This is a genomic window from Nonomuraea sp. NPDC050790, from assembly GCF_044456745.1.
GTDB lineage: Bacteria > Actinomycetota > Actinomycetes > Streptosporangiales > Streptosporangiaceae > Nonomuraea.
The window spans coordinates 204,972-231,305 of the sequence record NZ_JBITGF010000008.1 but is presented as its reverse complement, the minus strand read 5'-3'; the positions used below and the strand labels follow the sequence as shown (position 1 = coordinate 231,305).

At 72.0% G+C, this 26,334-nt stretch carries 25 protein-coding genes; 11 read left to right on the top strand and 14 right to left on the bottom strand.

Going from position 1 to position 26,334, the window contains the following annotated elements; all coding sequences use genetic code 11:
- Positions 1-109: 109 nt before the first annotated feature.
- From ACIBEJ_RS37290 to ACIBEJ_RS37275, 4 genes are all read left to right on the top strand, one after another.
- Positions 110-1,003 carry a 5'-3' exonuclease H3TH domain-containing protein gene (locus tag ACIBEJ_RS37290; protein ID WP_397187899.1) on the top strand — a complete coding sequence of 298 codons (894 nt, stop codon included), beginning with the start codon at positions 110-112 and terminating at the stop codon, positions 1,001-1,003.
- A 636-nt stretch (positions 1,004-1,639) separates the two neighbouring features.
- Entirely contained in the window at positions 1,640-2,500 is an 861-nt protein-coding gene (locus ACIBEJ_RS37285) for a terpene synthase family protein (RefSeq protein WP_397187641.1), read from the top strand.
- A 217-nt stretch (positions 2,501-2,717) separates the two neighbouring features.
- Positions 2,718-3,311: a GTP-binding protein gene (locus ACIBEJ_RS37280; protein WP_397187640.1), complete on the top strand. Its 594-nt coding sequence runs from the start codon at positions 2,718-2,720 to the stop codon at positions 3,309-3,311.
- 23 nt (positions 3,312-3,334) lie between these two features.
- A complete protein-coding gene (locus ACIBEJ_RS37275) occupies positions 3,335-3,799 on the top strand; it encodes an Lrp/AsnC family transcriptional regulator (RefSeq protein WP_397187639.1) in 465 nt (154 codons plus the stop codon).
- A gap of 43 nt (positions 3,800-3,842) precedes the next feature.
- Here the strand turns inward: ACIBEJ_RS37275 and ACIBEJ_RS37270 are convergent, their stop codons facing one another.
- The 7 genes from ACIBEJ_RS37270 to ACIBEJ_RS37240 all read right to left on the bottom strand — a co-directional run bounded on the left by ACIBEJ_RS37270 (position 3,843) and on the right by ACIBEJ_RS37240 (position 9,893).
- On the bottom strand, positions 3,843-4,073 hold the full coding sequence (locus ACIBEJ_RS37270; protein WP_397187638.1) for a hypothetical protein: 231 nt from the start codon (positions 4,071-4,073) through the stop codon (positions 3,843-3,845).
- A gap of 67 nt (positions 4,074-4,140) precedes the next feature.
- Positions 4,141-4,455 (bottom strand): hypothetical protein, encoded by a 315-nt coding sequence (locus ACIBEJ_RS37265; RefSeq protein WP_397187637.1) that lies wholly within the window; start codon positions 4,453-4,455, stop codon positions 4,141-4,143.
- A 98-nt stretch (positions 4,456-4,553) separates the two neighbouring features.
- On the bottom strand, positions 4,554-5,621 hold the full coding sequence (locus ACIBEJ_RS37260; protein ID WP_397187636.1) for an N-acetylglucosamine kinase: 1,068 nt from the start codon (positions 5,619-5,621) through the stop codon (positions 4,554-4,556).
- Positions 5,507-6,394, bottom strand: coding sequence for a carbohydrate ABC transporter permease (locus tag ACIBEJ_RS37255; protein ID WP_397187635.1), 888 nt, complete (start codon positions 6,392-6,394; stop codon positions 5,507-5,509). Before ACIBEJ_RS37255 ends, ACIBEJ_RS37260 begins: the two co-directional genes overlap by 115 nt.
- On the bottom strand, positions 6,391-7,335 hold the full coding sequence (locus tag ACIBEJ_RS37250) for a carbohydrate ABC transporter permease (protein WP_397187634.1): 945 nt from the start codon (positions 7,333-7,335) through the stop codon (positions 6,391-6,393). The genes ACIBEJ_RS37255 and ACIBEJ_RS37250 overlap by 4 nt, the downstream gene beginning before the upstream one ends.
- Before the next feature lies 1 nt (position 7,336).
- On the bottom strand, positions 7,337-8,680 hold the full coding sequence (locus ACIBEJ_RS37245; RefSeq protein WP_397187633.1) for an ABC transporter substrate-binding protein: 1,344 nt from the start codon (positions 8,678-8,680) through the stop codon (positions 7,337-7,339).
- Positions 8,681-8,693: 13 nt separating this feature from the next.
- On the bottom strand, positions 8,694-9,893 hold the full coding sequence (locus tag ACIBEJ_RS37240; protein ID WP_397187632.1) for an ROK family protein: 1,200 nt from the start codon (positions 9,891-9,893) through the stop codon (positions 8,694-8,696).
- A 416-nt stretch (positions 9,894-10,309) separates the two neighbouring features.
- On the opposite strand from ACIBEJ_RS37240, the gene ACIBEJ_RS37235 reads away from it, so the two are divergent.
- The 4 genes from ACIBEJ_RS37235 to ACIBEJ_RS37220 all read left to right on the top strand — a co-directional run bounded on the left by ACIBEJ_RS37235 (position 10,310) and on the right by ACIBEJ_RS37220 (position 15,972).
- The gene (locus ACIBEJ_RS37235; RefSeq protein WP_397187898.1) at positions 10,310-12,454 is read left to right on the top strand and encodes a HelD family protein; all 2,145 of its coding nucleotides are present in this window, start codon (positions 10,310-10,312) and stop codon (positions 12,452-12,454) included.
- A 535-nt stretch (positions 12,455-12,989) separates the two neighbouring features.
- Positions 12,990-14,621, top strand: coding sequence for an apolipoprotein N-acyltransferase (gene lnt / locus ACIBEJ_RS37230; RefSeq protein ID WP_397187631.1), 1,632 nt, complete (start codon positions 12,990-12,992; stop codon positions 14,619-14,621).
- A 9-nt stretch (positions 14,622-14,630) separates the two neighbouring features.
- Positions 14,631-15,371: a polyprenol monophosphomannose synthase gene (locus ACIBEJ_RS37225; protein WP_397187630.1), complete on the top strand. Its 741-nt coding sequence runs from the start codon at positions 14,631-14,633 to the stop codon at positions 15,369-15,371.
- 85 nt (positions 15,372-15,456) lie between these two features.
- Positions 15,457-15,972 carry an FxsA family protein gene (locus ACIBEJ_RS37220; protein WP_397187629.1) on the top strand — a complete coding sequence of 172 codons (516 nt, stop codon included), beginning with the start codon at positions 15,457-15,459 and terminating at the stop codon, positions 15,970-15,972.
- 69 nt (positions 15,973-16,041) lie between these two features.
- Here ACIBEJ_RS37220 and ACIBEJ_RS37215 read toward each other — a convergent pair whose 3' ends face one another.
- Together ACIBEJ_RS37215 and ACIBEJ_RS37210 are read right to left on the bottom strand one after the other, a co-directional pair.
- Entirely contained in the window at positions 16,042-16,386 is a 345-nt protein-coding gene (locus tag ACIBEJ_RS37215) for an RNA polymerase-binding protein RbpA (protein ID WP_157247199.1), read from the bottom strand.
- 141 nt (positions 16,387-16,527) lie between these two features.
- The gene (locus tag ACIBEJ_RS37210; protein ID WP_397187628.1) at positions 16,528-17,133 is read right to left on the bottom strand and encodes a hypothetical protein; all 606 of its coding nucleotides are present in this window, start codon (positions 17,131-17,133) and stop codon (positions 16,528-16,530) included.
- A 150-nt stretch (positions 17,134-17,283) separates the two neighbouring features.
- On the opposite strand from ACIBEJ_RS37210, the gene ACIBEJ_RS37205 reads away from it, so the two are divergent.
- Positions 17,284-18,699, top strand: coding sequence for an OmpA family protein (locus ACIBEJ_RS37205; protein ID WP_397187627.1), 1,416 nt, complete (start codon positions 17,284-17,286; stop codon positions 18,697-18,699).
- Here ACIBEJ_RS37205 and ACIBEJ_RS37200 read toward each other — a convergent pair.
- On the bottom strand, positions 18,686-21,346 hold the full coding sequence (locus tag ACIBEJ_RS37200) for an ATP-binding protein (protein WP_397187897.1): 2,661 nt from the start codon (positions 21,344-21,346) through the stop codon (positions 18,686-18,688). The genes ACIBEJ_RS37205 and ACIBEJ_RS37200 overlap by 14 nt on opposite strands.
- A 24-nt stretch (positions 21,347-21,370) precedes the next feature.
- Complete coding sequence (locus tag ACIBEJ_RS37195) at positions 21,371-21,667, bottom strand: winged helix-turn-helix domain-containing protein (protein ID WP_397187626.1); 297 nt, start codon at positions 21,665-21,667, stop codon at positions 21,371-21,373.
- Positions 21,668-21,772: 105 nt separating this feature from the next.
- On the opposite strand from ACIBEJ_RS37195, the gene ACIBEJ_RS37190 reads away from it, so the two are divergent.
- Positions 21,773-23,119 (top strand): FAD-binding oxidoreductase, encoded by a 1,347-nt coding sequence (locus ACIBEJ_RS37190; RefSeq protein WP_397187625.1) that lies wholly within the window; start codon positions 21,773-21,775, stop codon positions 23,117-23,119.
- Here the strand turns inward: ACIBEJ_RS37190 and ACIBEJ_RS37185 are convergent.
- Positions 23,106-23,615 carry a nuclear transport factor 2 family protein gene (locus tag ACIBEJ_RS37185; RefSeq protein ID WP_397187624.1) on the bottom strand — a complete coding sequence of 170 codons (510 nt, stop codon included), beginning with the start codon at positions 23,613-23,615 and terminating at the stop codon, positions 23,106-23,108. The genes ACIBEJ_RS37190 and ACIBEJ_RS37185 overlap by 14 nt on opposite strands.
- Before the next feature lie 33 nt (positions 23,616-23,648).
- Between ACIBEJ_RS37185 and ACIBEJ_RS37180 the strand changes: the two genes are divergently transcribed.
- Entirely contained in the window at positions 23,649-24,128 is a 480-nt protein-coding gene (locus ACIBEJ_RS37180) for a winged helix-turn-helix transcriptional regulator (RefSeq protein ID WP_397187623.1), read from the top strand.
- On the opposite strand, the gene ACIBEJ_RS37175 is transcribed toward ACIBEJ_RS37180, so the two are convergent.
- Positions 24,125-25,492 carry an MFS transporter gene (locus tag ACIBEJ_RS37175; RefSeq protein ID WP_397187622.1) on the bottom strand — a complete coding sequence of 456 codons (1,368 nt, stop codon included), beginning with the start codon at positions 25,490-25,492 and terminating at the stop codon, positions 24,125-24,127. The genes ACIBEJ_RS37180 and ACIBEJ_RS37175 overlap by 4 nt on opposite strands.
- Positions 25,493-25,499: 7 nt before the next feature.
- Entirely contained in the window at positions 25,500-26,300 is an 801-nt protein-coding gene (locus ACIBEJ_RS37170; RefSeq protein WP_397187621.1) for a glycerophosphodiester phosphodiesterase, read from the bottom strand.
- Positions 26,301-26,334 lie beyond the last annotated feature (34 nt).

Here is a 26,334-nt window from a genome sequence, read left to right as displayed (position 1 = left end):
GGGCTGTGCCGAGCGGCGGGGTGTCGAGCGGTGGCGGTGGGGGGTGTGGGGTGTGCGGAGCGGTGGGGAGCGGAATGTCGGGGCGGGGTGCGAACATGGGCGGGTGCTGATGCTTCTCGACACACCCTCGCTCTACTTCCGTGCCTTCTACGGCATCCCGGAGTCGATGACCGCGCCCGACGGCATGCCGGTCAACGCCGTCCGCGGCCTGATCGACATGATCGCCACGCTGGTGCGCAAGTACCGCCCGGCCGAGCTGGTCGCGACCATGGACGCCGACTGGCGCCCGGCCTTCAGGGTGGCGGCGATTCCCACGTACAAGGCGCACCGGGTGGCACACGGCGACACGGAGGAGGTGCCCGACACGCTGGTGCCGCAGATCCCGGTGATCGAGCGGGTGCTGGACGCGGTCGGCATCGCCCGCCTGGAGTCGCCCGGGTACGAGGCCGACGACGTCATCGGCACCCTCACCCACGCGGCCGGGAGCGGCGCGGTCGACGTGGTGACCGGGGACCGCGACCTGTTCCAGCTCGTGGACGACTCGCGGCCGGTGCGCATCCTTTACACCGCCCGCGGCATCCGCAACCTCCAGGTCGTGGACGAGGCGTGGGTGACCGCCAAGTACGGCATTCCCGGCCGTTCCTACGCCGACTTCGCCACCCTGCGCGGCGACCCCTCCGACGGCCTGCCCGGCGTGTCCGGCGTGGGGGAGAAGACGGCCGCCGCGCTGATCACCCGCTTCGGCTCCCTGGACGCTCTGCTGACTGCCCTGGACGACGGAGTGACCGAAGGCTTCCCCGCCGGCGCCCGCACCAAGCTGACCGCGGCCCGCGACTACCTCCGGGTCGCCCCCGCCGTGGTGGAGGTCGCCTCCGGCGCCCCGCTACCCGCCACCGACCTCACCGTCCCCACCAAGCCCCGCGACCCTGAGACCCTGGTCCAGCTCGCCGACCGCTACGACCTCGACAGCCCCCTCAACCGCCTCCTCGACACCCTCAAATAACCACCTCACCAACCCGCCGCCCACCCGCGCCCTTACCGACCCGCCACCGACCCGCCCGACCCGCCTCGGACCCCCACCGACCTGTCCTCGCCCTAACCTGCCCGCCTTCAACCCCACGGACCCGCCCTCGCCCTTGCCGACCCGCGCCCACCCTTCTGGCCGCCCGCGCTTCCGGTCACCGGCCATTTCCTGGCGCCTGGGCCTTTCGGCTACCTGGCACGCCGCCCCGATTCGCTGCCCCGATTCGCTGGCCCGGTTCGCTGGCCCTGGTTCGACGGCCCCGCGCCGCTGGGCCTCGGTCTGCTGGGTCTCGGTCTGCTGGGGGCGGAGCTCCAGGGTCGCCGAGGCACCCCTGGAGCGGTGCCAGGCTGCCGGGGAGATGCACGCTGGGCAGGTCAGTCCGCGGGGACCGGTGTTGGAGCGACGACCGGGGCGCGGGCGTGGTGGCGGAGGGGTGTCTGGGGGTGGGGGCTCTCGGCACGGAGGGGGGCACATGGGTGGGTGGGATGGGATGGTTTAGCAACTGGGGCATACCTTGATCGGTAGTGCGCGATCATGTGACAATTCGCCCACAGGTCGATACACGCGGTGTGGGGGTCGGCGTCATGGTGCGTACGCTGAGCGAGCGGCCCTAGGGTGGCGGGCGACGAGCTGGGCGAGGCCTCCGAGCTGGGTCGCGTCTGTGCGCTCGCCGCCGAATGCGCCCGTGACCTGCGCCGCTGCGTCGAGATGTACGGCGGCCTGTTCCCCAGGGCGGCCTTCGACCCCGACCTTTACCATGCGCTGTGCCTGTCCACGGCGTTCAGTTCTCCCTGGTCGGCGGCGGAGCGGCTGAAGGTGGCCAACCGGGCGGCGCTATGGGTGCGGGCGGTCGGGTGGCTGGTGGAGCACGCGGCGGCCACCCGCGACGAGGTGGACGAGCTGCGCCACGACTGCCTGGCCGTGGCCGACGGGGCGGCGCCGAGGGTGCCGGCCACCCGGTTCCTGGCGGATCTGCGCGACGAGCTGGCCACCTCCAACGGCTTCGCCGACCTGCGCGGCCACTGGCGGGCGCAGCTCGAACGCATGCTGTCGGCCATGGCGCGGGCCTGGGTGTGGCGGGAGGCGGGGACCGTGCCCTCGCTGGGGCGATATCTCGACAATGCCGACAGTTGCGGTTCGAGCTTTGTTGATCTGTCACACTGGATCTACGCGGGCGACCCGTGGGCGCGGCGGAATCTGGGCGAGCTGGAGCCGGCCAGCCGGCAGGTGCAGCGGTATCTGCACCTGCTGGGCGACCTGGCCTCCTATCGCCGGGATGTCAGCTGGGGCGATCTCAACGTGCTCATGCTGGGCGTCAGTCACGGCGACGTGACCGACCGGATGACCGTTCTGGCCCAGGAGGCGGCGGCGCTGATCGGGCCGTTGCGTGAGGTGAGCCCGCTGACGGCCGCGTACCTGCGTCGTCAGATCGGATTTAATACCGGTTTTCATGGCATTTCGGGCCTGATGGCCTGACAACTTGCTGACTCCGGAGTTTACGAGCGCGACGGCCCGCCGTGTATTACCGTGCTCTAGGCGACAAAGCGGGACATATGGCTTCCTGTGATGGATTGTGCCTTGAGTGGAAATTGTGGCGTTGCTAGGGTGTCTCGTTGCCAGGTAAGTGGATGGGACCTTTTCTCTGCGCCTTGACAGGTCACTCTGACCAGGGCACTTCACAGGGCGGTGCTCGATGGACTTCGGTCGCTCTGAACGATGGCGACTGCCGACCGCGATCAAGATTTTGATCGCCGGCGGGTTCGGCGCGGGCAAGACCACGATGGTCGGCGCCGTCTCCGAGACGCGCCCGCTGCGCACCGAGGAGATGATCACCCACGTCAGCGCGGGTGTCGACGACCTGTCCGGCGTGGAGACCAAGCCCACGACCACGGTCGCCATGGACTTCGGCCGCATCACGATCCGCGACGACTACATGCTCTACCTGTTCGGCACGCCGGGCCAGGAGCGCTTCTACTTCGTCTGGGACGAACTGGCGCTCGGCGCCCTGGGCGCGGTCGTGCTGGCCGACACCCGGCGCCTGGCCGACTGCTTCCCCGCCATCGACTACTTCGAGCGCCACCGCACCCCCTTCGTCGTCGCCCTCAACTGCTTCGACGGCGCCCGCCCCTTCACCGTCGGCCAAGTCCGCCAGGCGCTGGAGCTGGAGCCCGAGATCCCGATCGTGTTATGCGACGCCCGCCGTAAGGACTCGGGCAAAGAGGTGCTCATCACGCTCGTCGAGCACGCGATGCGGTCGGGCGCCGAGCCCGTCGGAACCGCGCCGTGACACGAAGCCGCTACCTTTGACCGATGGAGGAGATCGACCGCCGGATCGTCACGCTGCTGGCCAAGGACGGCCGGATGAGCTTCACCGATCTGGCCAGGGAGACGGGACTGTCCGTCTCGGCCGTGCATCAGCGGGTGCGCCGCCTGGAGAAGCGCGGCATCGTGCGCGGCTACGCCGCCGTGATCGACCATGACGCCGTCGGGCTGCCGCTGACCGCGTTCGTGTCGATCAAACCCATCGACCCCGCCGCGCCCGACGACGCCCCCGACCGGCTGGCCCATCTCCACGGGATCGAGGCCTGCCACAGCGTCGCCGGCGACGAGAGCTACATCCTGAAGGTCCGCGTGGCCTCGCCGGTGGGGCTGGAGGAGTTGCTGCAGCAGATCAGGGCCGCCGCCAACGTCTCCACGCGCACGACCGTGGTCCTGAGCACCCCGTACGAGCACCGGCCTCCGCTCCTGGAGGGCGAGACGGAACCCGTCGACTGACCCCGCGGGCGGCCCCCGCACGACACGGAGGCCGCTCGGGTGCTCAGCGCTGGCCGGGAACGGCCGGCATGACCCTGACCGTGACGCCGGCGCAGCTCACGCAGGTCGCGTGCGCCCACGGCGGCATGCTGTGCACGCCGTGGTGGCGCCAGGCGACGGTGTCGCCGCCGTGCCCGTCGTCGAGGTGGCGGGCTTCGTACTCGTCCTGCCAGACGTGCGAGCAGCGCTGGCAGAAGAAGGTCCAGATTTCCGAGAAGACGTCGGTTTCGCGCATGGCGAATCACCCTCCGAGCGCTTGGTGATGATGGCTGACGGGCGGGGGAGAGGTCTCCCCGCCCGGCTCACAGCCGCCAGACGCTCAGCAGGACCAGTCGCTCGGCGTGGCCGTCCGTCCTGGCCGGGGGCGCGGCCCGCCGTACCCCTGGGGAGGGGCGGGCGGCCGCGAACCGCGGCCGCTTCACGGGCGGGCGGCGGGCGCCGCGCGGACCGGCCTCCTCGGTGCCGCACTCCTCGCCCAGATGTACGGCGGAGGCCACCGCCACAGGCTCCGCGGCCCCGACCGCGTGACCGGGTGACCACAACGCCACGCACAACCAGAACGCGGCCAGCACCGCCGGCCACCGCGCCGATCTGATCTGCGAGCTAAACGTGGTCACACCATCACCCAGAGTCGCGAAACTCGTGCCGTGGTGATTAGTATCCGCAGCTCAGAGCCCCTAAACAGGCTCCCCGCGGGCGGCGGCGGGGAGGCCGTTCAGGGCAGCAGGGGCGCGTAGCGGGCGCGCAGGCGGGCCTTCGCCTCCTCGGTGGCGCCGAGCAGGTCCAGGCCGCTCAGCGCCGCCCCGGCGATCGGCGGCACGTCGGCGACGATCAGCTTGGCCCGCGGCGCCCGCCCGGCGAACTCACCGTCGAGCAGCGCCGTCATGAGCGGGTCGCGCGCGGTCAGCATGCCGCCGCCCAGGACCACCTCGGTGGGCGTCTCCAGCAGGTCGAGCCGGCGCAGGCACACCTCCGCCATCACGACCACCTCCTCGGCCAGCCTCCTGACCAGGGCGGCTGCCACCGCGTCACCGGAGGCGGCGGCCGAGAACAACCCGGGCGCCAGCTCCAGCACCCGGGCCGGATCCACCCGGCCGAAGTGCATGTCGAGCACGAACTCCTCGACCGACCCGACGGCGAACTGCCGGCGCACCAGCGTGCTCAGCGCGGTCGCCGGGCCGCGGCCGTCCTCGGCGCGCACCGCGTGCCAGAGCATCTCCTCCGCCACGTCCTGTCCGCCGCCCCAGTCGCCCGACATCTTCCCCAGCGCGGGGAAGCGGGCCACCTTGCCGGTGGGGGAGACGCCGGCCGCGTTGATGCCGGCGCCGCAGACGACGGCCACGCCCCACGGCCCGGACGCGCCCGCCCGCAGCAGCGCGAAGGTGTCGTTGCGGACCACGATCCGGCCGGAGAGGCCCTGGAGCGCGAACTCGGCCGCCAGCACCTCCTCCTCCGCGGGCAGGTCGGCACCGGCCAGGAAGGCCGCGACCAGTGTGGGGGAGGTGGTGATGCCGGCCTGCCGTACCGTGTGGAGGACCGTCGCGACGGCGGCGGGGACGCCTTCGGTGTGCGGCGTGAACGGGCCGCCGCGCACGGTGGCCAGGACCTTGCCGTCCGCGGCGACCAGCGCGACGTCGGTCTTGCTGTTGCCCCCGTCGATGGCCAGGATCAGCCCTTCACCCCCGTCAATGTCACCCCCTCGATGAACACCTTCTGCGCCAGGAAGAAGATGACGATGACCGGAGCCGTCACGAGCAGCGTGGCCGCCATGGTGAGGTTCCATTGCACGCTGTGGAAGGCCTTGAAGGTGGCCAGACCCAGCGATAGCGTCCACCCCTCCTGGTCGACTCCCGCATACAGGAGTGGGCCGTAGTAGTCGTTCCAGCAGTAGAAGAACTGGAAGAGCGCGACCGCCGCGATCGCCGGCCTGGCCATCGGCAGGATGACCTTGAACAGCGTCTTGACGTCGGAGCAGCCGTCCACCCGGGCGGCGTCGGTGTAGTCGCGGGGGATCGTGACGAGGAACTGGCGCATCAGGAAGATCGAGAAGGCGTCGCCCAGCAGCATCGGCAGGATCAGCGGCCACAGTGAGTCCGTCAGGTCGAAGCGGGCCCAGATGAGGTAGACCGGGACGGCCACGACCTGGGGCGGCAGCATCATCGTGGTGATGACCAGCAGGAACGCCAGCTTGCGCCCGCGGAAGCGGAACCGGGCCAGGGCGTAGGCCACGGGGATCGACGACAGCAGCGTGAACGTCGTCGCGAGCGCCGCGTACATGAACGTGTTGAGCGTCCACTGCACCAGTTTCGACTTGGCGAAGACGGCGGCGAAGTTCGACCAGTTCCACGTCTGCGGCCACAGCTCGCTCGTGAGCGCCTGCTCGTCGGTCATCAGCGCCGTCAGGAACACGAAGACCAGCGGCCCGAGGAAGATCAGGCAGAGCACGATGGTGATCGAGTGCTTGGCGATCCAGAAGAGCGTCCTGCGCCGGGAGCCGGCCGCCGGTCTGGCGCGGGCGGCGCGCCGCCGTGCGGGCGCCGTCGCGGTGGCGCTCATGAGACCTCCTCCGCGTAACGGAACCTGCGCAGCAGGACCAGGGTGAACAACATGGCCGCCGCGAACAGCAGGAGCGCCATCACGCAGGCGTAGCCCATGGAGAAGTCGCGGAAGCCGGCGTGGAAGAGCCACTGCGGCAGGGTGAGCAGCGACTGGTCGGGATAGCCGGGCGTGAACACCGACCCGGCCGAGTCGGTGGAGCCCGACGCGACCCGGGAGGCGATCATGGCCTGGGTGAAGTACTGCAGGGCGTAGATGACCGCGGTGATCGTCGAGAACAGCAGCACCGGCGAGATCATCGGCAGCGTGACGCTGCGGAACTGCCGCCAGGCGTTGGCCCCGTCGATGGAGGCCGCCTCGTACAGGTGCCTGGGCACGTCGAGCAGCGCCGCCATGAAGATGACGATCATGTTGCCGGCGCTCCACATCGCCAGCAGCGTCAGGCTCGGCTTCGACCAGGCCGGGTTGCCGAACCAGTCGGGCCCGGTGATGCCGACGAGCGCGAGCAACTGGTTCCACGGGCCGGTCGAGGGGTTCATCAGGAAGACGAACGCCACCGTGCCGGCCACCATCGGCACCAGCGAGGGCAGGTAGACGATGGTGCGGATCAGGCCGAGGCCCGACTTCAGCCGGGTGATGAACTGGGCCACGCCCAAAGCGAAGATCAACTGCGCCGGGACCATGAACACGACCAGCCACAGCGTGTTCTTGATCGAGGTCCAGACCCGGTCGTCCTTGAACAGGTAGCGCCAGTTGTCCAGGCCGATGAACTCCAGCGTGAACAGGTCGTAGCGGTGGAAGGAGAAGTAGACGGTCGCGACCAGCGGGTAGACGAAGAAGATCGTGATCCCGACCAGCCAGGGCGACAGCCACACGAGGGCGCGCAGGCCCTCGCTGCGCCGCCACCGGGACGGCGGCGCAGCGTGAGCGCGGGAAGCCACATCAGCCTCCGGACAGCTTCATCTTGTCGTTGATGCGCTTGTCGACCTCTTTGAGCCCGGCGTCGAGGTCCTTGACCTGCCCCTTCTCCCAGGAGGCCATGAAGGTGGAGAAGGCGTCCTGGTTGAAGACGCTGTTGACGTTGGCGGGCAGCGTCGAGGTCTTCGGGTGGGCGAAGATGTCGAGGAAGGTCTTGAAGTTGTCGTCCTTGGCCAGGTTGGGCGACTCCATCGCGGCCTTGGTCGTGGGCACGTTGCGCAGCGCGTTCGACAGCGTCACCAGCGAGTCGGTGTCGGTCGTCAGGTGCTTGATCAGCTCCCAGGCCTGCTGCGGGTTCTTGGCGCCCTTGGGGACGCCGATGACGGTTCCGGCGGTGAAGCCGCTGCCGTACAGGTCGGGCTTGTCGTCGGCGACCGGCAGGGGGGCGGTGCCGTAGTCCAGGCTCTTGGCCTTGGGGTCGTTGGCGATCATGGCGTTGCGCCACTCGCCGTCGAGGATCATGGCGACCTTGCCCTTGAAGAACGGGTGCTCGGCGCCCCACTCGTCACCCAGGCCCTTGCGGAACTTCTCGAGCTTGTCGTAGCCGTACCAGTCGATCAGCTCCTTCTGCCAGGTCAGCAACTGCTTCCAGGCGGGGTCGGAGCCGATGGCCGAGGTGCCGTCGTCGTTGTACCACTTGCCGCCGACCATCGGGCCCAGGTGCGACGGGCTGTTCTCGTAGTACTGCGAGCTGGGGATGAACCCGGCCACCTTGATGTCGCCGTTGGCGTCGCGGACCGTGAGCTTCTTGGTCAGCTCGGTCAGCTCCGACAGCGTCTTCGGCGGCTCGCTGCCCTTCATCAGCGCGCGGTTGTAGTACAGGCCGTAGGCGTCGGCCAGCAGCGGCATCGCGCACCGCTTGCCCTCGAACTCCGTGTAGGCGCGCGAGGCCTCGGGCAGCACCGACAGGTCGATCCCGTCCTGCTGGATGACCGCGGTCAGATCCTGGAACGCTCCCGACTTGCACCACTGGGCGACGTTGTCGGTGGTGAAGGAGGCGGCCACGTCGGGCGCCTTGCCGCCGCGGATGGCCGCGGTGATCTGGTCGTCCTGGACGCCCTTCTTGGTGTTGACGGTGATCTGCGGGAACTTCTTGGTGAAGGCCGCGATGGAGTCCTCGAACGCCTTGGCCTCGGCATCGGTGGAGAAGCCGTGCCAGAGTTCGAGGGTGGCCGCGGGCAGGGCCTGCGAGGCCGATCCTGAGGGCTTGGGCTGCGCGCCGAGTGACGGCGCCGCCTCCTTGCCCGCGGTGCAGGCGGTCAGGACCAGGGCTGTGAGCCCGGCGACCGCGAGGGGAACGAAGCGCACGGGGGGTGCCTCCTCATGGCGTGGTAACCGTACTGCTGAAGACCTCGTCACGGGCTGTGTCGAGGGCCAGGTCGAGCGCGCCGGCGAGGACGGGATTGCCTTCCATGGTCGACAAGCGCACCTGAGGTCGAAGGATGGTGAGCGCGTGGAGCTCGTGTTCGACGAGCTCACGCAGGGTTTCGCCGCCGGTCAGCACGGTGCCGCCGGTCAGCACGATGAGCGCGGGGTCGATCACCGAGGTGATCGAGGCCAGGCCCACCGCGAGCCGGGCCGCGACATCGCGCAGCCCCGCCCTGGCGTCGTCGGCGCGCTGCCCGCTTCCCTGGGCGGCGCGCGTGGCGTTGGCGATGGCCTGGCGGAAGTCCGAGCCGCGCACGCCGTATGACTGGAGAAGAGTGTGTACGGCGGGGCCGCCGCTGAGCGCCTGGTAACCGTGGTTGGCGTAGCGGCCGGCCTCCCGCGCGGTGGGGGCGCCGGGCGTGGGCATGTAGCCGACCTCGCCGGCGCCGCCGGTGGCGCCGCGGTGCATCCGCCCGCCGAGCACGATGGCCATGCCGATGCCCTCGTCGGCCCACAGCAGCACGAAGTCGCCGTGCCCGCGGGCCACGCCGTGGGCCTGCTCGGCCAGCGCGACGAGGTTGACGTTGTTCTCCACGTCGACCGGCGCGTCCAGGCCCTCGGCGAGGGTGGGCACCAGGTCGGGGATGAGCCAGCCCGGCACGTCCTTGGCGGTGGCGAAGCCGAGGCGGCCGGTGGTGGGGTCCATGGCGCCCTGGACGCCGATGACCACGCGGCGCAGCGGGCCCGGCGGGTTGGCGCCGTCGAGCGCGGCGCGCAGCCGTTCGACGAGGGTGCCGGAGGGGCGGCGCGCGGTGGGCAGCGTGAACTCGCCCACGACGGCGCCGGTGATGTCGGCGACGCGCGCCTGGACGCGGTCGGGGGTGACGTCGAGCGCGCCGACGTAGGCGGCGGCGGGGTTGATCCGGTAGACCTCTGCTGTACGGCCCGGCAGTCCTTCCCTGATCCCGTCGAGGACGACCAGGCCGGCGTCCTGCAGGCGGGACAGGAGCTGGGAGGCGGTTGGCTTGGACAGGCCGGTGAGGGTGCCGATCTCGGGGCGGGTCAGCGGCCCTCTCTCCAGCAACGCCTGCAGGGCCGCGCGGTCGTTGATCGCGCGGAGCAGACTTGGAGTACCAGGAACCGGACCACTCACGACATCTCCCTCACCACTACCTCTCCCACCCCCAGCCTTTGGGACGTGGGCCCCCCGAGCGCCGGGTTCCCGAGCGCCGGGTCGAGGGTTAGGAAAGTTTCCTAACTTGGTGTGAACGTACGGAGTCCTGGCAGGATCGGTCAAGAGGTGAAACCAAGACGTGACCGTCTCGAGGAAAGGAAGATCCTGGGTGTCTCAACAGGCATGCTAGGGTCGTGATTTGTCGTAACAACTAGCAGAATGGCCCGGAGTGTCCCATTAACACCACAAACACTAGTGGTCCCACACCCTCCCGTCAAACCGAGCTGGCCAAGGAGCAGCACTACGTCTCCGGTCTGTACACCCGGCTTGACGTGCTGCGCGAGCGCACCCAGGTCCAGTTGAAGGACGTGCTGGCCACCGGAGCCGTCGGCACCATGCAGAACCGCTCCGAACGCGACACCTTCGCCGACATGTACGCCAACCGCCTCGCCCGCCTCTGGGCGGTGGAACGCGGACTGGTCTTCGGACGGCTGGACCACACGGAGGAAGGCCGGCTCTACATCGGCAAGCTCGGCCTCACCGACGACGAGCAGGAACGCCTGCTCATCGACTGGCGGGCGCCGGTCGCCCAGCCGTTCTACCGTGCCACCCCGGCCGCCCCCATGGGCGTCACCCGCCGCCGGCACCTGCAGACGCGCGGCCGTACCGTGGTGGGGGTCGACGACGACCTGCTGGACCTCGACGCGATCAGCGACGCCGACCGCGCCACCCTGAACGGCGAGGCCGCCCTGCTGGCGGCGCTGGACGAGAAGCGCACGGGCCGCATGCGCGACATCGTGGCGACCATCCAGGCCGAGCAGGACCGGGTGATCCGCGCCGACCTCAACGGCGTCCTGGTCGTCCAGGGCGGCCCCGGCACGGGCAAGACGGTCGTGGCGCTCCACCGCGCCGCCTACCTCCTCTACACCCACCGCGAGCGCCTGGAACGGCGCGGCGTGCTCATCCTGGGCCCCAACCTGACGTTCCTGCGCTACATCGAGCAGGTGCTGCCCTCGCTCGGCGAGACGGACGTGCTGCTGTCCACGGTCGGCGAGCTCTACCCGGGCCTGAACGCGACCGCCCGCGACCTGCCGGAGACGGCCGCGCTGAAGGGCGACATCCGGATGGCCGAGGTGATCGCGCGGGCGGTGCGCGAGCGCCAGCGCGTCCAGCGCAAGCCCGTCCAGCTCCCGCTGGGCCGCTACACGCTCACGATCGAGCCCGGCATGCTCGACTCCGCGCGCAACAAGGCGGTGCGCTCGCGCCGCCCGCACAACCAGGCGCGCGCGGTGTTCGTGCGCTCCGTGCTCAACGCGCTGGCCCGCCAGGCCGCCAAGAAGATAGGCAAGGGCCTGATCGACGAGGAGGAGCTGGCGGACCTGCGCGAGGAACTGCGCACCGAGCAGGTCGTGCGCACCGCGCTCAACCGCTTCTGGCCGTATCTGACCCCGCAGCGCCTTCTCCTCGGCCTGTACGGCTCCGCCGAACGCCTCGACTACGCCGCCTCCGCCCTGACCCCCGCCGAACGCGCGCTGCTGCGCAGGGACGGCGGGGAGTGGACGGAGGCCGACGTCCCGCTGCTGGACGAGGCGGCCGAGCTGCTCGGCGAGATCGACGAGAGGGTGCTGCGGGCCAGCGCCGCCCAGGCGGAGGAGGACCTCGCCGCGGCCCGCCAGGCCGAGGAGCACGAGCGCGAGGCGGAGCTCGCCTACGCGCGCGAGGTCCTGGAGCTGACCGGCCTGTCCGACGTCATGGAGGCCGAGCGGCTGGCCGAGCGCCAGCGCGGCGGCGGCCCCTACCTGACCACCGCCGAGCGCGCCGCCGCCGACCGCACCTGGGCCTACGGCCACGTCATCGTGGACGAGGCGCAGGAGCTGTCGCCGATGGCCTGGCGCACGCTCATGCGCCGCATCCCGACGCGTTCGATGACGATCGTGGGTGACATCGCCCAGACCGGCTCGGCGGCCGGGGCCCGCGCCTGGGCCGACGTCCTGGACCCCTACGTGGCCGGACGCTGGCGGCAGGAGAGGCTGACGGTCAACTACCGCACGCCCGTGGAGCTGATGGCGGTCGCCGCGGATGTGCTGGCCACGATCGACCCCGCGCTCGAGGCGCCGGTCTCGGTGCGCGAGAGCGGCGCGCAGCCCTGGTCGGCGCCGCTGGTCGAGCTGCCGGAACTGGTCAAGGCGGAGGTGGGCGAGGGCGGCAAGGTCGTGGTCGTCGCCCCGGACGCGCTGGTGGGCACGCTCGGCGCGAGCGTGGCCGCGACGGTGCCGGGCACGGTCGTGGGCGGCGGGGCGGCCGCGCTGGACGCGCCGGTGGCCGTGATGGGCGTGGCGGACGCGAAAGGGCTGGAGTTCGACTCCGTGATCGTGACGGAACCGCAACTGATCGTCGAGCAGTCCGCACGCGGTTCGAGCGATCTTTACGTGGCCCTGACCCGCGCCACACAACGCCTCGGCGTCGCCCACGATCGCCCGCTGGGGCCCGCGCTGAGCCGCTTGCGCCCCCGGGGAAATGGACCGACAAATGGGCTTTAGCGTGGCGCCCCGTGTGGCCGTCACCGCGACACCCAAGGGGACTACCTGCGAAAACTTGATGTTTCCGCTGATCGGGACACGGTTGACATCTGAGTTGGAGTCGGTAGTTTGCTGCGCAGTCCAGCACGGGACTTGGCCGGTTGGCCGTCTCTGACATCGTCGGATCCTGCGTCCGTGACGGAGCGTGACTCTTTGTGCGCGACTCCGTCCACACAGCCAGGTGCAGGGCCGTCGGTCCGTCGAGTCGGGGCACCCCAACCGGGCGGGGGGTTGGACCCGGGACGGGCCCGGTAGCCCAGTAGACAACGGAATTCCGCGCTCGCCGCCGACGAGACGGGTCCGGTCCGAAGGGTTTCCGGGCCCTCTTCCCGCTCCCGTGCCAGCGGATCACCACAAGCGCCGGGTGATCTCGCGGCCGACGGCGCCGCGGGGTCACCCTGCCAGGTACGACACTCCTGGCCAGGCGCGCGGCCGTGCACACCGGCCAGGCGGTACCGTTTGCGCGACGGCTTGATGCGATCGCGAGGAGACCGGCGTGGTGCAGGAGAAAGCGGCGGCCCCACCGCCCTCGCCCCCTCCCGGCCCCGCCGCGCCCGCCGCCCCGCCGCCGAAGTGGCCGAGGGAACCCCGCACGCTCCTGCTCGCCCGCGTCGCCGCCGCCGTCGCCGGCGGTATGGCCCTCTTCCTCGCCTTCCCGCCGCTCGACTGGTGGTGGAGCGCCCCGCCCGGCCTCGCGCTCCTGGTCGTCTCCCTGTACGGCTGCCGCCCCCGCCGCGCCGCCTGGCTCGGCTACCTGGCCGGCACGGTCTTCCTGCTGCCGACCCTGTGGTGGGTCAGCCCGATCGGCGTCGACGCCTGGATCGCGCTGGTCGCCGTCGAAAGCCTCTTCTACGCCGCCTGGGCCTTCCTGACCCGCCTCACCCTGCGCCTGCCCTGGTGGCCGCTGTGGGCGGCGGCGCTCTGGGTGGGCATGGAGTGGTGCCGCTCGACCTTCCCGGTCGGCGGCTTCCCGTGGGCGCGGGTCGCCTTCAGCCAGGGCGAGTCCCCCTTCACCCCGTACGCCGCGCTCGGCGGCGTGCCGCTGGTGACCTTCGCCGTGGCCCTGTGCGGCTCGCTGATCGCCTGGGCGGCCGTCCGGCACCTTCCGGCGGTGCGCCGGGCCACCGGCGCCCCAGCGCCGCGTGACGGGCTCCGGGGGCTGGCGCCGGTGGCGCTCGCGCTGGCCGTACCCCTGGTGGCGCTGGCGATCCCGCGGCCGGGAGACGAGGGCAGGTCGGTCAACATCGGCATCGTCCAGGGCAACGTGCCCGGCAAGGGCATGTACGCCTTCGGCGAGGAACCCGCGATCGTCCTGCAGAACCACGCCAACGAGACCAGGCGCCTGGCCAAGGCCGCGCGCGAGGGCAAGGTGCTCAAGCCGGACATCGTCATCCTCCCGGAGAACTCCACCGACATCGACCCCTACCGCAGCGACTTCGCCCGCTCGGTCATCGACGCCTCGGTCAAGGACGTGGGGGTGCCCACGCTGGTCGGCGCGGTCGTCTCGATCGGCGACACACAGCGCGCCACCCGCAGCCTCGTCTGGGACCCGGTCAAGGGGCCCGGCGCGTACTACGACAAGCAGCAGCTCGTGCCGTTCGGCGAGTACACGCCGTTCAAGGAGGTCTTCCTGGCGCTGTTCGAGCGGGCCAGGCTGGTCGGGCGGCAGTCGGTGGCGGGCACGAAGCCGGGCGACCTCAGGATGGGCCCGGTCACGATCGGCGCCGTCAACTGCTACGAGGTCGCCTTCGACGCGACCGTCCGCGAGACCGTCAGGGCAGGTGGCACGCCGCTGGCGGTGCAGACGAACAACGCCACCTACGCACTGTCCAATCTTCCCCCGCAACAACTGGCCATGTCCAAGCTGCGCGCGGTGGAGCACAATCGAGCCGTGGTGACCGCCGCGACCACAGGGATCTCCGCCTTCGTCACGCCGGAGGGTAAGGTCTCCTGGCAGACCCGCGAGGGGGTCGCCGACATGAACGTGGTCAAGGTGCCCGTAAGGACCCGCGCCACGCTCGCCACCACGGTGGGCGCGGCGCCCGAATGGGCACTGGCAGTGATGGGTGTGGGGGCCGTAGGCGCCGCCGCGTGGCGTGGCAGGCGCCGAGACGATCGGATGAGGTAACGACTGACCATGGAGACGCTTGGCCGGGTGCTCATCGTCGTACCCACGTACAACGAGCGTGACAACCTGCCGCTGATCGCCGAACGGATCCGGGCCGCCGTGCCCGACGCGCATCTCATGATCGTCGACGACAACAGCCCCGACGGCACCGGCGACCTCGCCGACGAGCTGGCCGCCAAGGACGACCACGTCCACGTCCTGCACCGGCCCGGCAAGCAGGGGCTCGGCGCCGCCTACATCGCCGCGTTCCGCTGGGGCATGAGCGAGGGCTACGACGTGCTCGTCGAGATGGACGCCGACGGCTCCCACCAGCCGGAGGAGCTGCCCAAGCTGCTGGAGGCGCTGGCCGAGGGCGCGGACCTGGCGATCGGCTCGCGCTGGGTGCCCGGCGGCAAGGTGGTCAACTGGCCGGCGCACCGCGAGTTCCTGTCCCGGGGCGCCAACGTCTACGTGCGTCTCATCCTGGGCCTGCCGATCCGCGACGCCACGGCGGGCTTTCGCGCCTACCGCGCCGCCACGCTGGAGAAGATCGGCGTGTCGGGCGTGGAGTCGCAGGGCTACTGCTTCCAGGTGGACCTCACCCTGCGCACCGTCCGGAACGGGCTGCGCGCCCGCGAGGTGCCGATCACGTTCGTGGAGCGGGTCAACGGGGTCAGCAAGATGAGCGGCAAGGTCATCACCGAGGCGCTGTGGCGGGTCAGCCTCTGGGGCCTGACCGGGCTGCCCGCGCGGCTGCGACGCCGCCGCTGAGGCCGCGCCCTTCGCGGAACGTCCTGGACGGCCCGGACGTTGTACGGTCAGTAAACGGCGTCCGCCTGCCCGAATGAGGAAAACGATGGTCCGGCTCCTGCTTTTCCTGGCCTTCCTGGTCGTGCCCGTGCTGGAGATCTGGGTGCTGATCCAGGTCGGCTCCGTGATCGGCGGCTGGACCACGGTGGCGCTGCTGATCGCCGACAGTTTGTTCGGCGCGTGGATCGTGCGCCGCGAGGGGCGCAGGGCGTGGCGCAGCATCAACGAGTCGCTGCAGTCGGGGCGCATGCCGGATCGCGAGCTGGCCGACGGCGGCCTGATCCTCGTGGGCGGGGCCCTGCTGCTGACGCCGGGGTTCCTCACCGACATTCTGGGGTTCCTGTGCGTGCTGCCGTTCACCCGGCCGATGATGCGCCGCCTGGGCTCGTGGTTCTTCGCCCGGCGGGTCAAGGCGATGGCGGCGGCCTCGCCGTACGCGAACCTGGGTGTGCCCTTCCCGCGCGTGGACCAGGAGCCCTCGGGCGGCGGCTCGACCGGCGGCTCCACCGGCGGCAAGGTCGTGCACGGCGAGGTCATCAGGGACGAGCGCGACGGCGGCTGAGCGGCCGGACGCGGGCAAGCCAAAGCCCCCGGACCCGTCAGGGGCCGGGGGCTTCACCGTGAGACTGTGTCAGGCGCTCTTGCGACGCTGGGCGCGAAGGACGGCCAGCCTCTCGTTGAGCACCTCTTCCAGGTCCTCGATGGACCTCCGCTCCAGGAGCATGTCCCAGTGCGTCCTCGGGGGCTTCGCCTTCTTCGACTCCGGCTGCTCGCCGTCCACGCGCACCGCCGTCGCGCCGCACATGCGGCACTCCCAGGTGGCGGGGATCTCGGCTTCAGCGGCAAGCGGAACCTCGAAGCGATGGCCCTTAGGACAGGTGTAGGACACCTCCTGGCGCGGGGCCAGATCCGTGTTACGGTCGTTCTCGTAGCTGGTTGCCCCGAGCCGGGTGCCACGAAGCGCGCGCTCGCCCATGTCTTAATGCCTCCTACAGGGCCCCCAATAAGATGGGGGGTCTGTCTCCCACGGTGTCTAACGCTTGATACCGTGATGGGATTCCCCTCCGGAGCGTGATCCAATCGCGCAGGCCGCCAGGAGTGGGAGGAAGTTCTTCTTTCACGCGGTTCGCGAGCGCCACATTTCCCCGGCCAGCCACAGCGCGCCGAGGGCGATGAGCACCCCGTGGGCGATGCGCAGGGCGTAGACCGGGGCGAAGAACTGCGGGATGAACAGCGCGAACCCGGCGGCCATCGGCACCGCGCTCCACCTGCTCAGCACGCCGGTGCGCCAGACGGCCACCGCGGCCATGACCGCGCCCGCGCCGAGCAGCAGCAGGCCGCCGGCGAACATCGTGACCTCCACCGTCCCGTAGCGGAACTCCTGCGCCAGTTCCATCAGGGCGGGGGCGCCGTCGCGCAGGGAACGCCGGGCGATGACGTTGAGCCCGAAGTCCTCGGCCCCGTAGTAGGGGAGCGTCAGCCCGGCGCCGATCCAGGTCACGACCGCCGCGCGCAGCGAGAGCCGGTCGCCGAGCGTCTGGTGGAGCCCGAGTACGGCCAGGCCGGCCAGCACGAACCCCAGCATGGCCGCGAGGTGGCCGAGAACCCAGTTCGCCGAGGCCATGGCGGCCGCGTCGTCGCCCGAGGGACGCAGGACGGGATAGAGCAGGAACATCAACCCGGTGGCGGCGAAGGCGGCGGAGGTGAGGCGAGGGGCGGGCATCGATGTTCTCCTTGATGTTCATTGCTCCGTTGTGAGAGCAATGCTCTCGGAATAGAGCGCCAGTTGTCAAGAGCACTGCTCTCGGACGAGCGTTCTCGGGTGAGACGGCCGTGAGACGTCCGTGGAACGCGGCCCCGGCACGCTGGCGCCATGACCCCTCGCACCCGGCGCCTGGCCTGCGGCGCGGCGCTCGTGATCGGACTGTCGGCCTGCGCGGCGCCGCCGGGGCCGGTCTCCGCCCCCGAGCCCTCGGCGTCCGGCTTGTCCGAACCCTCCGCGCCCGCTCAGCCCCGTACGGCGGACGAATCCCCATCGCCCGAGCCCGGCGCCGGGATCGTCGCCCCGGCCGTCTCCACCGCGCTGCCCGTCGAGGGCAGGAACCTGCGCCTGGCCAGGGCGGGAGAGGGGGAGCTGGTGCTGCGCTTCGACCTGTTCAACGGCACCGGCGGGCGGCTCTCGCCCGGCGCGCTCGGGCTGGACGCCCGCGAGCGGCTGGTCGCCCTCGTCGACCCGGTCACCGGCACCGCCTACGGCCTGGCGGGAGACTCCGGCGAAGGGCGCATCAGCGAGGACGCGGACGTCGAGCCGGGCGCGAGCGTCCCGGTGACGGCCGTGTTCACCGCACCGCCCGAGGACACCTCGGAACTGCTCGTCGCGCTCAACGGCCTGCGGCCGGTGATGGTGCCGATCGGCCCCGGCGACTCCGGGGACGACGCGCCGCCCGGCTCGCCCGGCGATCCCCAGGTGGGCGCGCTGGTCTGCGAGGTCGGCAGGGGCGGCAAGGAGGCGTACACGCTGCCCAGCGACGTGCTGTTCGAGTTCGGCAGCGCCAGGCTGTCACCGGCGGCCAGGTCGGCGATCGGCGGGCTGGGCGAGCGGGTCGGCGCCTCCTCCGGCACCGTCACCGTCGACGGCCACACCGACGGCGTGGGCGGCGACGCGGGCAACCAGACGCTGTCCGAGCAGCGCGCGAAGGCGGTCCGCCAGGCGCTGATGCCCGAGCTGGGCGACTCCTTCACCTACCAGGCCCGGGGTCACGGCGAGCGCGAGCCGGTCGCGCCGAACGCCAAGCCGGACGGCGGCGACGACCCGAGGGGACGGGCCAAGAACCGGCGCGTCGAGATTGAGGTAGACGGCGAGCGCGAGCCCGAGGCCCCGGTTTCGGGCGGCGAACTGTCGGAGGCCGGGCTGACGGCCGAGGTCGACAGCGTCGTGCGGCTGTCGGGCTACCTGCTGGCCTCGGTGAAGGTGCGCAATCCCGGCTCCGGGACGGCGGCGCTGCCGTACGAGAACCACTTCACCCCCAAGGAGCTGACCACCGGGCAACTGTCGGTCACCGGGCCCGGCAGCCGACACGAGCTGTGCGGGTTCGCCGAACCCACCTACTTCGACTTCGTCGGCACGCTCAGCTCCGGGTTCACGCCCGGCAAGCTCGACGTGCTGCCGGCGGGCGCGGAGGTGACGCTCTGGGGGCTGCTGGCCGCGCCGCCGGAGGACGTCACGTCGGTGAAGATCCGGCTCGGCGGGTACGGCGAGCCGCTGGACGCCCCGATCACCGGCGGCTGACCCCGTCCAGGCCCAGTTCGCGGCGGACCTCGGCCAGCCGGGTGGCGTACCTGGGCCAGCCGAACCCCGAGGCGGCGTAGACGGAGGCCGTCGCCTCGGCCAGCTTCCCGGCGCCCGCGCGCTCGCCCGAGGCCAGCGCGAGCGCGGCGGAGACCGCCCTGGCCGCCAGCCACGGCGTGCTGCCCTCGGGGGCGTCGGCGTAGACCGCCCGCAGCAGCGAACCCGCCTCGTCCAGGTCGCCGTCCATGACCAGCGCCGCGGCCAGGTCGATGTGCGCCATGCTCGCCCCGGTGCCGTCCTCGGCGGCGTAGGCCAGCGCCGCGCGCAGATGGGTCCGCGCCGCGGGCCCGTCACCCTCGTCGAGCCGGGCGTTGCCCCTGATCAGCTCGTTCAGCGGGAGGATCTGCCGGTCGTCCAGCCGGGTCGCGTAGTGGTCGGACTCCGCTGCGCAGGCCATCGCCTCGCGGGTGCGGCCCAGGGCCAGCAGCGCCTGGGCCTGGTTGCTGAGGCCCCTGGCCAGGCCGTGCTCGTCGCCGCTGTCGCGGTCGAGGGCGTTGGCGGCGACGTACCGCTCCAGCGCCGCCTCCGCCTCGCCCCGGTACAGGTGCAGGGTGCCCAGCGCGTCCGCGAACGCCGACCTGCGCTGGCCGTTGTCCAGCCGCTCGGCCAGCTCCTGGCCCTCCAGCAGCGGGGCGAGGGCATCGTTGAGCCGGCCGCGCTCGATCTCCACGATGCCCCGGTAGTAGCGGACGTTCATGGTCAGCGTGTCGTCGTCGGCCAGCTCTTCGGCCCTGGCCAGCAGTTCGGCGGCCGCGTCGAAGCGGCCGACCATCGTGGTGACGAAGCCGTGGTCGCACAGCGCGGCGGCGCGCTCCGCCCGGGTGGTGCCGGGGGCGTCGGACAGGGCCGCGAAGTGCCGCCTGGCCTCGGCGTACCAGCCTCTGATCAGCCACGGGGTGTGCAGCTCCAGCGCCAGCCGCAGCCCGTCGGCGGCGCGGTCGGTGCCCGGCGCGCCGTCCAGCGCGGCCAGGAGGTTCGGCCACTCGGCGAACACCGCGCCGACCGCCTCGGCCCCGGCGAAGTCGTCCGGGTGACCGAGCCGCCGCACGAGGTCCAGGCACCAGCCCAGGTGTACGGCGCGGGCCGGCTCCGTCTCGCCGGCGGCGGCCAGCCGTGCCGCGGCGTACTCCTTGACCGTCTCCAGCAGCCCGAACCTGCGCCCGCCACCGCCGGTCTCCACCGTCACCAGGCTGCGGTCGGCGAGTTCGGCCAGCGCGGGGGCGACGTCGCCGCGCGGCATGCGCGCGCCGGCCACGTGCTCGGCGGCCTCCAGCGTGAAGCCGCCGCTGAAGACCGACACCTGCCGCAGGACCGCGCGCTCGCGCTCGTCCAGCAGGTCGTGGCTCCAGTCGAGCGCGGCGCGCAGACTGGTGTGCCGTCCTCCAGCGTCGCGCCCGCCGCCGGCCAGCAGCCGCAGCCGGTCCCGCACCCGCGTGGCCAGTTGCGCCGCGGTCAGCGCGCGGGTGAGCCCCGCGGCCAGCTCGATGCCGAGCGGCAGCCGGTCCACCGCGGCGCAGATCGCCGCCACGGCCGCGGGGTCTGCGCCGCTCTGGTCGGGCGCGCACCGCTCCACGAACAGCCGCGCCGCCGCCGCGGGCGCCAGCGGCCCGACCCTGTGCAGTTCCTCGCCCGCCGCCAGCAGCGGTCGCTGCGAGGTGACGAGCACGGTCAGTTCCCGCGTACGGCCCAGCAGCGCGATCACCAGCTCCGCCACCGCCTCGACCAGGTGCTCGGCGTTGTCCAGCACCAGCAGCGAGCCGTCCAGCCGCGCGGCGGCCTCCGCCGGATCGCCGGGATCGGCGCCCGCCGCCGCCCAGACCGCGTCCTGCCTGCTGAGCGGCGCCAGCTCGGCGACCGTGACCGCCCGCCGCCCCGCCACCGCCCTGGCCGCCTCGATCGCCAGCCGGGACTTCCCGCTGCCCGGCCCACCGGTGAGCGTCACCAGTCCAGGCCGCGCCAGCCGCCCCACGAGCGCGGCCAGATCTCCGTCGCGCCCAACGAAGCTGGTGGCGGGCCCGGGCAGCCACACCCCGCCCTCCTCCCGCGCGCGGTCCGTCCGGTCCGCCGCGCTGTCCTCCGGCGGTCGCGGGCCGGCGGGCCGGACCGTGCTCTCCACCCGCGGGGCCGGGTCGGGGTGGAGGGACGGGTCGTGGCGGAGCATCCGCGTCTCCAGCCGCGCCGTCTCCGGGCCGGGGTCCACACCGAGTTCCTCGGCGAGGGTACGGCGCAGCCTGGCCAGCAGGTCGAGGGCCTCCGCCTGGCGGCCGGTCCGGTAGAGGGCGGTGGCCAGCAGGCCGTGGACCCGCTCGTCCAGGGGCTGCTCGGCGGCCAGCCGTTCCAGCTCGGCGCGGGACTCGGCGGCGGCGCCCAGGGCCAGGTCGGCGCGTAGCCGCTCCACGAGCAGGTCGAAGCGCCAGGCGTCCAGGCGCTCACCCTCGGCGGCGGCGAACGGGACGCTCCGCAGGTCCTCCAGCGACGAGCCGCGCCACAACCCGAGCGCCTCGGCGGCGGCGTCCCTGGCCGCCCGGTGGTCATCGGCCCGCGCGGCGGCGTGCAGGCGCTCGGCCGCCTCCCGCGCGGCCCGCAGGTCGGCGGGCCCCGCGTCGAGGGATTAACCCCCCGCCACCCTGACCAGGCGTGCTCCCGGCGCGTCCGGTTCGGGGGCGGCGGACAGGGCGGTGCGCAGGCGGGAGGCCAGGACGCGCAGACGTTCGGTGGGGCGGGTGAGCTCGGCCTCGCCCCACAGGTCGGCGGCGAGCCGTCCGTCGGGCACCGGCCGCCCGCCGGCCAGCGCGAGCCGGGCCAGCAGCGCGCGTTCGAGCGGCCGCTCCACCCGGACCAGAGCCTCCCCGGCACGGATCATGACCGGTCCGAGCACCAGCACGTCCAGGCCGGAGGGCGATGACATGGGCTGGATTATCCCAGGCTCGCCGGTGAGACGCCGGTGAAACGGAGGTGGAAGGCCGCCGCCCCACGCTTGGGGGCATCGGTTCCACGGACTGAGGAGACAAGGATGCGGCTCGCCGTACGAGGAGAAGCGCTCACCCCCGACGACCCCGGCTACGAGGACGCACGGCGGCTCTACAACGGCATGATCGACCGGCGGCCCGCGCTGCTGGTGCGGGCGGGCGGCACCGAGGACGTGGTGGTCGCGCTGGCCCACGCCCGCGCCCGCGGCATGGAGGTGAGCGTGCGTGGCGGCGGGCACGGCGTGGCGGGGCTCGCGCTCGGCGGCGACCTCGTGATCGACCTGTCGGCGCTGCGCGGCGTCACCGTGGACGCGGGCGCGCGGACCGCGGTGGTCGCGGGCGGCGCGACCTGGCGGGACGTCGACCAGGCCGCGCAGGCGCACGGGCTGGCCGTCCCCGGCGGCCGGGTGAGCCACACCGGCGTGGCCGGGCTGACGCTGGGCGGCGGCCACGGCTGGCTGTCGGGACGGCACGGCCTGACCGCGGACAACCTGATCGGCGTGGAGATGGTCACGGCCGACGGCCGCGTGGTCCGCGCGAGCGAGCCGGACGAGCCCGACCTCATGTGGGCGCTGCGCGGCGGCGGCGGCAACTTCGGCGTCGTCACCTCCTTCACCTTCCGCCTGCATCCGGTGGAGCCGCTGATGCTCGGCGGGCTGATCGGCTACCGGGTGGCCGACGCGCCCGCCGTCCTGGCCGCGATGGCCGAACTGGAGGGCCTGCCGGACTTCAACGGCGCGGCCGTTTTCATGGCCGCGCCGCCGGAGCCGTTCGTGCCGGGCCACGTGGTCGGCCGGCCGATCCTCGCGGTCGCGCCGGTCTGGCTGGGGACCCCGGAGAGCGGAAAGGCGGCGATCAGCCCCCTGTACGCGGCCGCCGAGCCCCTCTTCGACGCCGCCCAGCCGATGCCCTACGTGGCGCTGCAGTCGATGATGGACGCCGGCGCGCAGCCGGGATGGCGCAACCGGTGGAGCGCGGAACTCGTTCGCGACCTGCCCGCCGCACTCGTCGCCGACCTGCAGGAGGCCGCGATGACCGCCCCGAGTCCGCTGTCGCAACTGGTCGTCGCGGCGATGCCGGAGGCGGTCAGGAACGGACCCGACTCGGCCTACCCGGGCCGGCAGGGCGGCCGCTACCTCATCCACCCCATGGCGGTCTGGACGGACCCGGCCGCCGACGCGGCCAACCGCGCCTGGACGGCCAGGGTGACCGCCGCGATCAGGGAACACGAGGTCACCGGCACGTACCTGAACCTGGAGGCCCCCGACGACGACCGGGTGCGCTGGGCGATGGGCGAGGCGCGCTACGGCAGGCTGCGCCGGGTGAAGTCGGCCTGGGACCCCGACGACGTCTTCCGGCACTGCGCCCACGTGCGGGTCACTTCGGACTGACGAGCGGCACCATCGTACGGTCGCCGACGTCGGTCATGAACGCCAGCGGCCGGACCGAGGCGCCGACCAGCGCGGCCAGGGCGGGCCTGCCGGCGGCGCGGGCCAGGCCGGGGCCGAGCGCGGCCATCATGGCGGTGAGCGCGGGCAGCGGCCTGATCCACATGGTGACGTCCTCGATGAGGCCGTCCTCGCCGATCCTGACCAGGGCGGCCTCCTCCAGTTCGTGCTTGCCGAGGCGGGCGGTGGCGGCGAGCATGCGGGTGCGCTCGTCGCCGACGTCGGTGTGGTAGCGCAGCTCGCCGAGCGCGCCGAGAGCCACGGCGAACAGTTGCCGGATCTGCGCGTGCCCGGAGAAGCTCGCGCGCTGGCTCAGCGGGGAGTGGAACGTCACCCCGGGCGACAGCGTGGCCATGATGGCGTCGAGGTCCTTGGCCTCGCCCGCCTCGCGATAACGCCTGCTGACGTCGTTGAGTGAGTCCTGAAAATGAACCGTCATGGGTTCACTTTATCAACTGACTATGCTGGGGTCATGAACAGGTTCGGGGACATGCACTGCTCCATCGCCCAGGCCGTCGGCGTGGTGGCCGAGCCGTGGACGCCGCTGATCCTGCGCGACCTCTTCCTCGGCCTGCGCAGGTTCGATCAGTTGAGCGAGGACCTCGGCATCTCGCGCAACCTGCTCACGCAGCGCCTGGAGCGCCTGCAGGCGGCGGGCGTCGTGGAGAAGGTCGCCTACCAGGAACGGCCGGCCCGCTACGAGTACCACCTGACCGAGGCGGGCCGCGACATCGTGCCCGCGCTCATCACGCTGATGGCGTGGGGCGACCGGTGGGCGACGCCGCCCGGCGGGCCGCCCGCGCTGCTGGTCCACTCCTGCGGGCGGCAGTTCACGCCCACGGTGACGTGCCCGCACTGCGGCGGCGAGGCCGGCGCGGACACGATCACGATCGTCGGCGGTCCCGGCGCCGCGCAGGGGCCGGGGACGATGGTGCTGGCCAGGCCGGACTAGAGCTTGTCCGGAACCGCGTTGCCGGCGGCCCGGATGGCCTTGGGCAGGTTGACCGCGGCCAGGATGGCGCCGCCCAGGATGAAGAAGACGACCAGCGAGATGATGCCCAGCCGGTAGCTGCCCGACATCTGGATGGCCATGCCCAGCGTGGCCGAGCCGAGGAAGGTCGAGCCCTTGTCGCTGATCTCGTAGAGGCTGTAGTACTCCGCCTCCTTGCCCTGCGGGATCACGTGGGAGAACAGCGAGCGCGACAGGGCCTGGGTGCCGCCCATGACGATGGCGATCGCGAAGCCGAGCGCGTAGAAGGCCGCCGCCGAGCCCGCGGGCAGGAAGTAGGCGATGGCGACGACGGCGGTCCAGGCCACCAGCGCCATCAGCACGACCTTCTTCGCGCCGATCCGCGAGGCCACGAAGCTCAGCAGCAGCGCGCCGAAGAACGCCACGAACTGCACCATCAGGATCGCGCCGATCTGCACGGTCGTGCCCAGGCCCAGTTCCTTCTCCGCGAAGGTGGCCGAGAAGGAGATGACCGTCTGGACGCCGTCGTTGTAGAGCAGGTAGCCGACGAGGAAGGCCAGCGTCAGCGGGTAGGCCTTCAGCCCCATCGCGGTCCGGCCGAGCTGGCGGAAGGAGCCGCCCACCGCCTGGCCCACGGACTCCGAGCGGGGCGCGAGCGCGTGCCGGTTGCGCAGCCGTAGCAGCGGGATGATCGTGAAGCCGCCCCACCACAGGCCCGCGGAGGCGAGCGCGATGCGCACCGCGGTGCCCTTGTCGATGCCGAGCAGCCCCTCGCCGAACAGGAACAGCACCAGGTGTACGGCCAGCAGCAGCCCGCCGCCCAGGTAGCCGAAGCCCCAGCCCATGCCGGAGACCCGGTCGCGCTCGTCGGGCGTGGCGATCTCGGGCAGGAAGGAGTTGTAGATGACGAACGCGCACGCGAAGCCCACGTTCGCGACCAGGAACAGCGCGCCACCGAGGATGTAGCGGCCGTCGCCGACGAACCAGAAGCAGACCGTGGCCAGCGCGCCCAGGATCGCGAAGAAGCCCATCAGCTGCTTCTTGCGCCCGGTGTGGTCGGCCAGCGCGCCGGCCACCGGCATGAAGACGATCTGCAGGATGGCCGCGACGCCGACGACGAAGGAGAAGTACGCCCCCGGCCGCACGTCGAAGCCGAGCACGTCCACGTACGGCGCGCCGTTCGCGGCCGCCTCGGCGATCGTGATCAGGTACGGCCCGAGGAAGACGGTCAGGACCGTCGTCGGGAAGGCGGAGTTGGCCCAGTCGTAGAAGTACCAGCCCCACTGCTCGCGCTTGCGCGCGGCGGGGGAGTCGTCGAAGACCGCGGGGGGTGAGGGGACGGTCATGCTTCTCCTATGCGGCCAGGGAGCCGGGATGCCAGAGGCCGCGCCGGTCGAGGACGTCGCGCAGGCCGGAGATGTTGTCGGTCATGATGCCGTCGACGCCCAGGTCGAGCAGGCGGTTCATGCGGAGCGGGTCGTTGATGGTCCACACGTGCACCTGCATGCCGACGGCGTGCGCGGTGCGTACCAGAGCCCTGGTCGTGACGCGCAGCCCGCGGAAGCCCACCGGGACCTGCGCGCAGGGGACGCCGGAGCGGGCCAGGCGGGTGAGCAGCCGGCCGTAGCCGTGGGTGCTGGCGGCGGTGCGCAGGGCGGCCACGCCGCGCGGCCCGAGGGAGGAGCAGACCTCGCGGCCCATCGCCGCCCTGGCCCGGTCGAGCCGCTCGTCGGAGAAGGAGGTCAGGCAGACGCGATCGAAGGCGTTGGTGCGCCTGACCACCTCGGCCAGCGGGGCGACGGCGCCCGCCTCCTTGACGTCGATGTTGAAGCGCGCCTCGGGGAAACTGCCGAGCAGGTCCTCCATCAGCGGGATCTCGTGCGTGCCGCCGATGCGGGCCTGGCGTACCGCGCTGTAGGGCAGGTCGGCGATCCGGCCGCGGCGGTCGGTCACCCGGTCCAGGGTGTGGTCGTGGAAGGCCAGCAGCACGCCGTCGGAGGTGGCGTGGGCGTCGGTCTCGAGGTAGGTGTAGCCGAGGCCGACGGCCCGCTCGAAGGCGGCTGCGGTGTTCTCCCTGCCCTCGGCCGCCCCGCCGCGGTGGGCGAAGGCCAGCGGGCCCGGGTGGTCGAGGAACGGGAAGCGGCGGCTGAGCACGGGTCGAGTATGCCTTCCGTGGGTGAACGTTTGG

Coding starts and splice junctions, on each gene's coding strand:
- ACIBEJ_RS37225 (WP_397187630.1), top strand. CDS start 14,631: ATGGAGACGCTTGGCCGGGTGCTCATCGTCGTACCCACGTACAACGAG.
- ACIBEJ_RS37210 (WP_397187628.1), bottom strand. CDS start 17,133: ATGCCCGCCCCTCGCCTCACCTCCGCCGCCTTCGCCGCCACCGGGTTG.
- ACIBEJ_RS37190 (WP_397187625.1), top strand. CDS start 21,773: ATGCGGCTCGCCGTACGAGGAGAAGCGCTCACCCCCGACGACCCCGGC.
- ACIBEJ_RS37275 (WP_397187639.1), top strand. CDS start 3,335: ATGGAGGAGATCGACCGCCGGATCGTCACGCTGCTGGCCAAGGACGGC.
- ACIBEJ_RS37175 (WP_397187622.1), bottom strand. CDS start 25,492: ATGACCGTCCCCTCACCCCCCGCGGTCTTCGACGACTCCCCCGCCGCG.
- ACIBEJ_RS37235 (WP_397187898.1), top strand. CDS start 10,310: ATGCAGAACCGCTCCGAACGCGACACCTTCGCCGACATGTACGCCAAC.
- ACIBEJ_RS37260 (WP_397187636.1), bottom strand. CDS start 5,621: ATGGAACCTCACCATGGCGGCCACGCTGCTCGTGACGGCTCCGGTCAT.
- ACIBEJ_RS37290 (WP_397187899.1), top strand. CDS start 110: ATGCTTCTCGACACACCCTCGCTCTACTTCCGTGCCTTCTACGGCATC.
- ACIBEJ_RS37270 (WP_397187638.1), bottom strand. CDS start 4,073: ATGCGCGAAACCGACGTCTTCTCGGAAATCTGGACCTTCTTCTGCCAG.
- ACIBEJ_RS37280 (WP_397187640.1), top strand. CDS start 2,718: ATGGACTTCGGTCGCTCTGAACGATGGCGACTGCCGACCGCGATCAAG.
- ACIBEJ_RS37185 (WP_397187624.1), bottom strand. CDS start 23,615: ATGACGGTTCATTTTCAGGACTCACTCAACGACGTCAGCAGGCGTTAT.
- ACIBEJ_RS37255 (WP_397187635.1), bottom strand. CDS start 6,394: ATGAGCGCCACCGCGACGGCGCCCGCACGGCGGCGCGCCGCCCGCGCC.
- ACIBEJ_RS37195 (WP_397187626.1), bottom strand. CDS start 21,667: ATGTCATCGCCCTCCGGCCTGGACGTGCTGGTGCTCGGACCGGTCATG.
- ACIBEJ_RS37205 (WP_397187627.1), top strand. CDS start 17,284: ATGACCCCTCGCACCCGGCGCCTGGCCTGCGGCGCGGCGCTCGTGATC.
- ACIBEJ_RS37180 (WP_397187623.1), top strand. CDS start 23,649: ATGAACAGGTTCGGGGACATGCACTGCTCCATCGCCCAGGCCGTCGGC.
- ACIBEJ_RS37220 (WP_397187629.1), top strand. CDS start 15,457: ATGGTCCGGCTCCTGCTTTTCCTGGCCTTCCTGGTCGTGCCCGTGCTG.
- ACIBEJ_RS37215 (WP_157247199.1), bottom strand. CDS start 16,386: ATGGGCGAGCGCGCGCTTCGTGGCACCCGGCTCGGGGCAACCAGCTAC.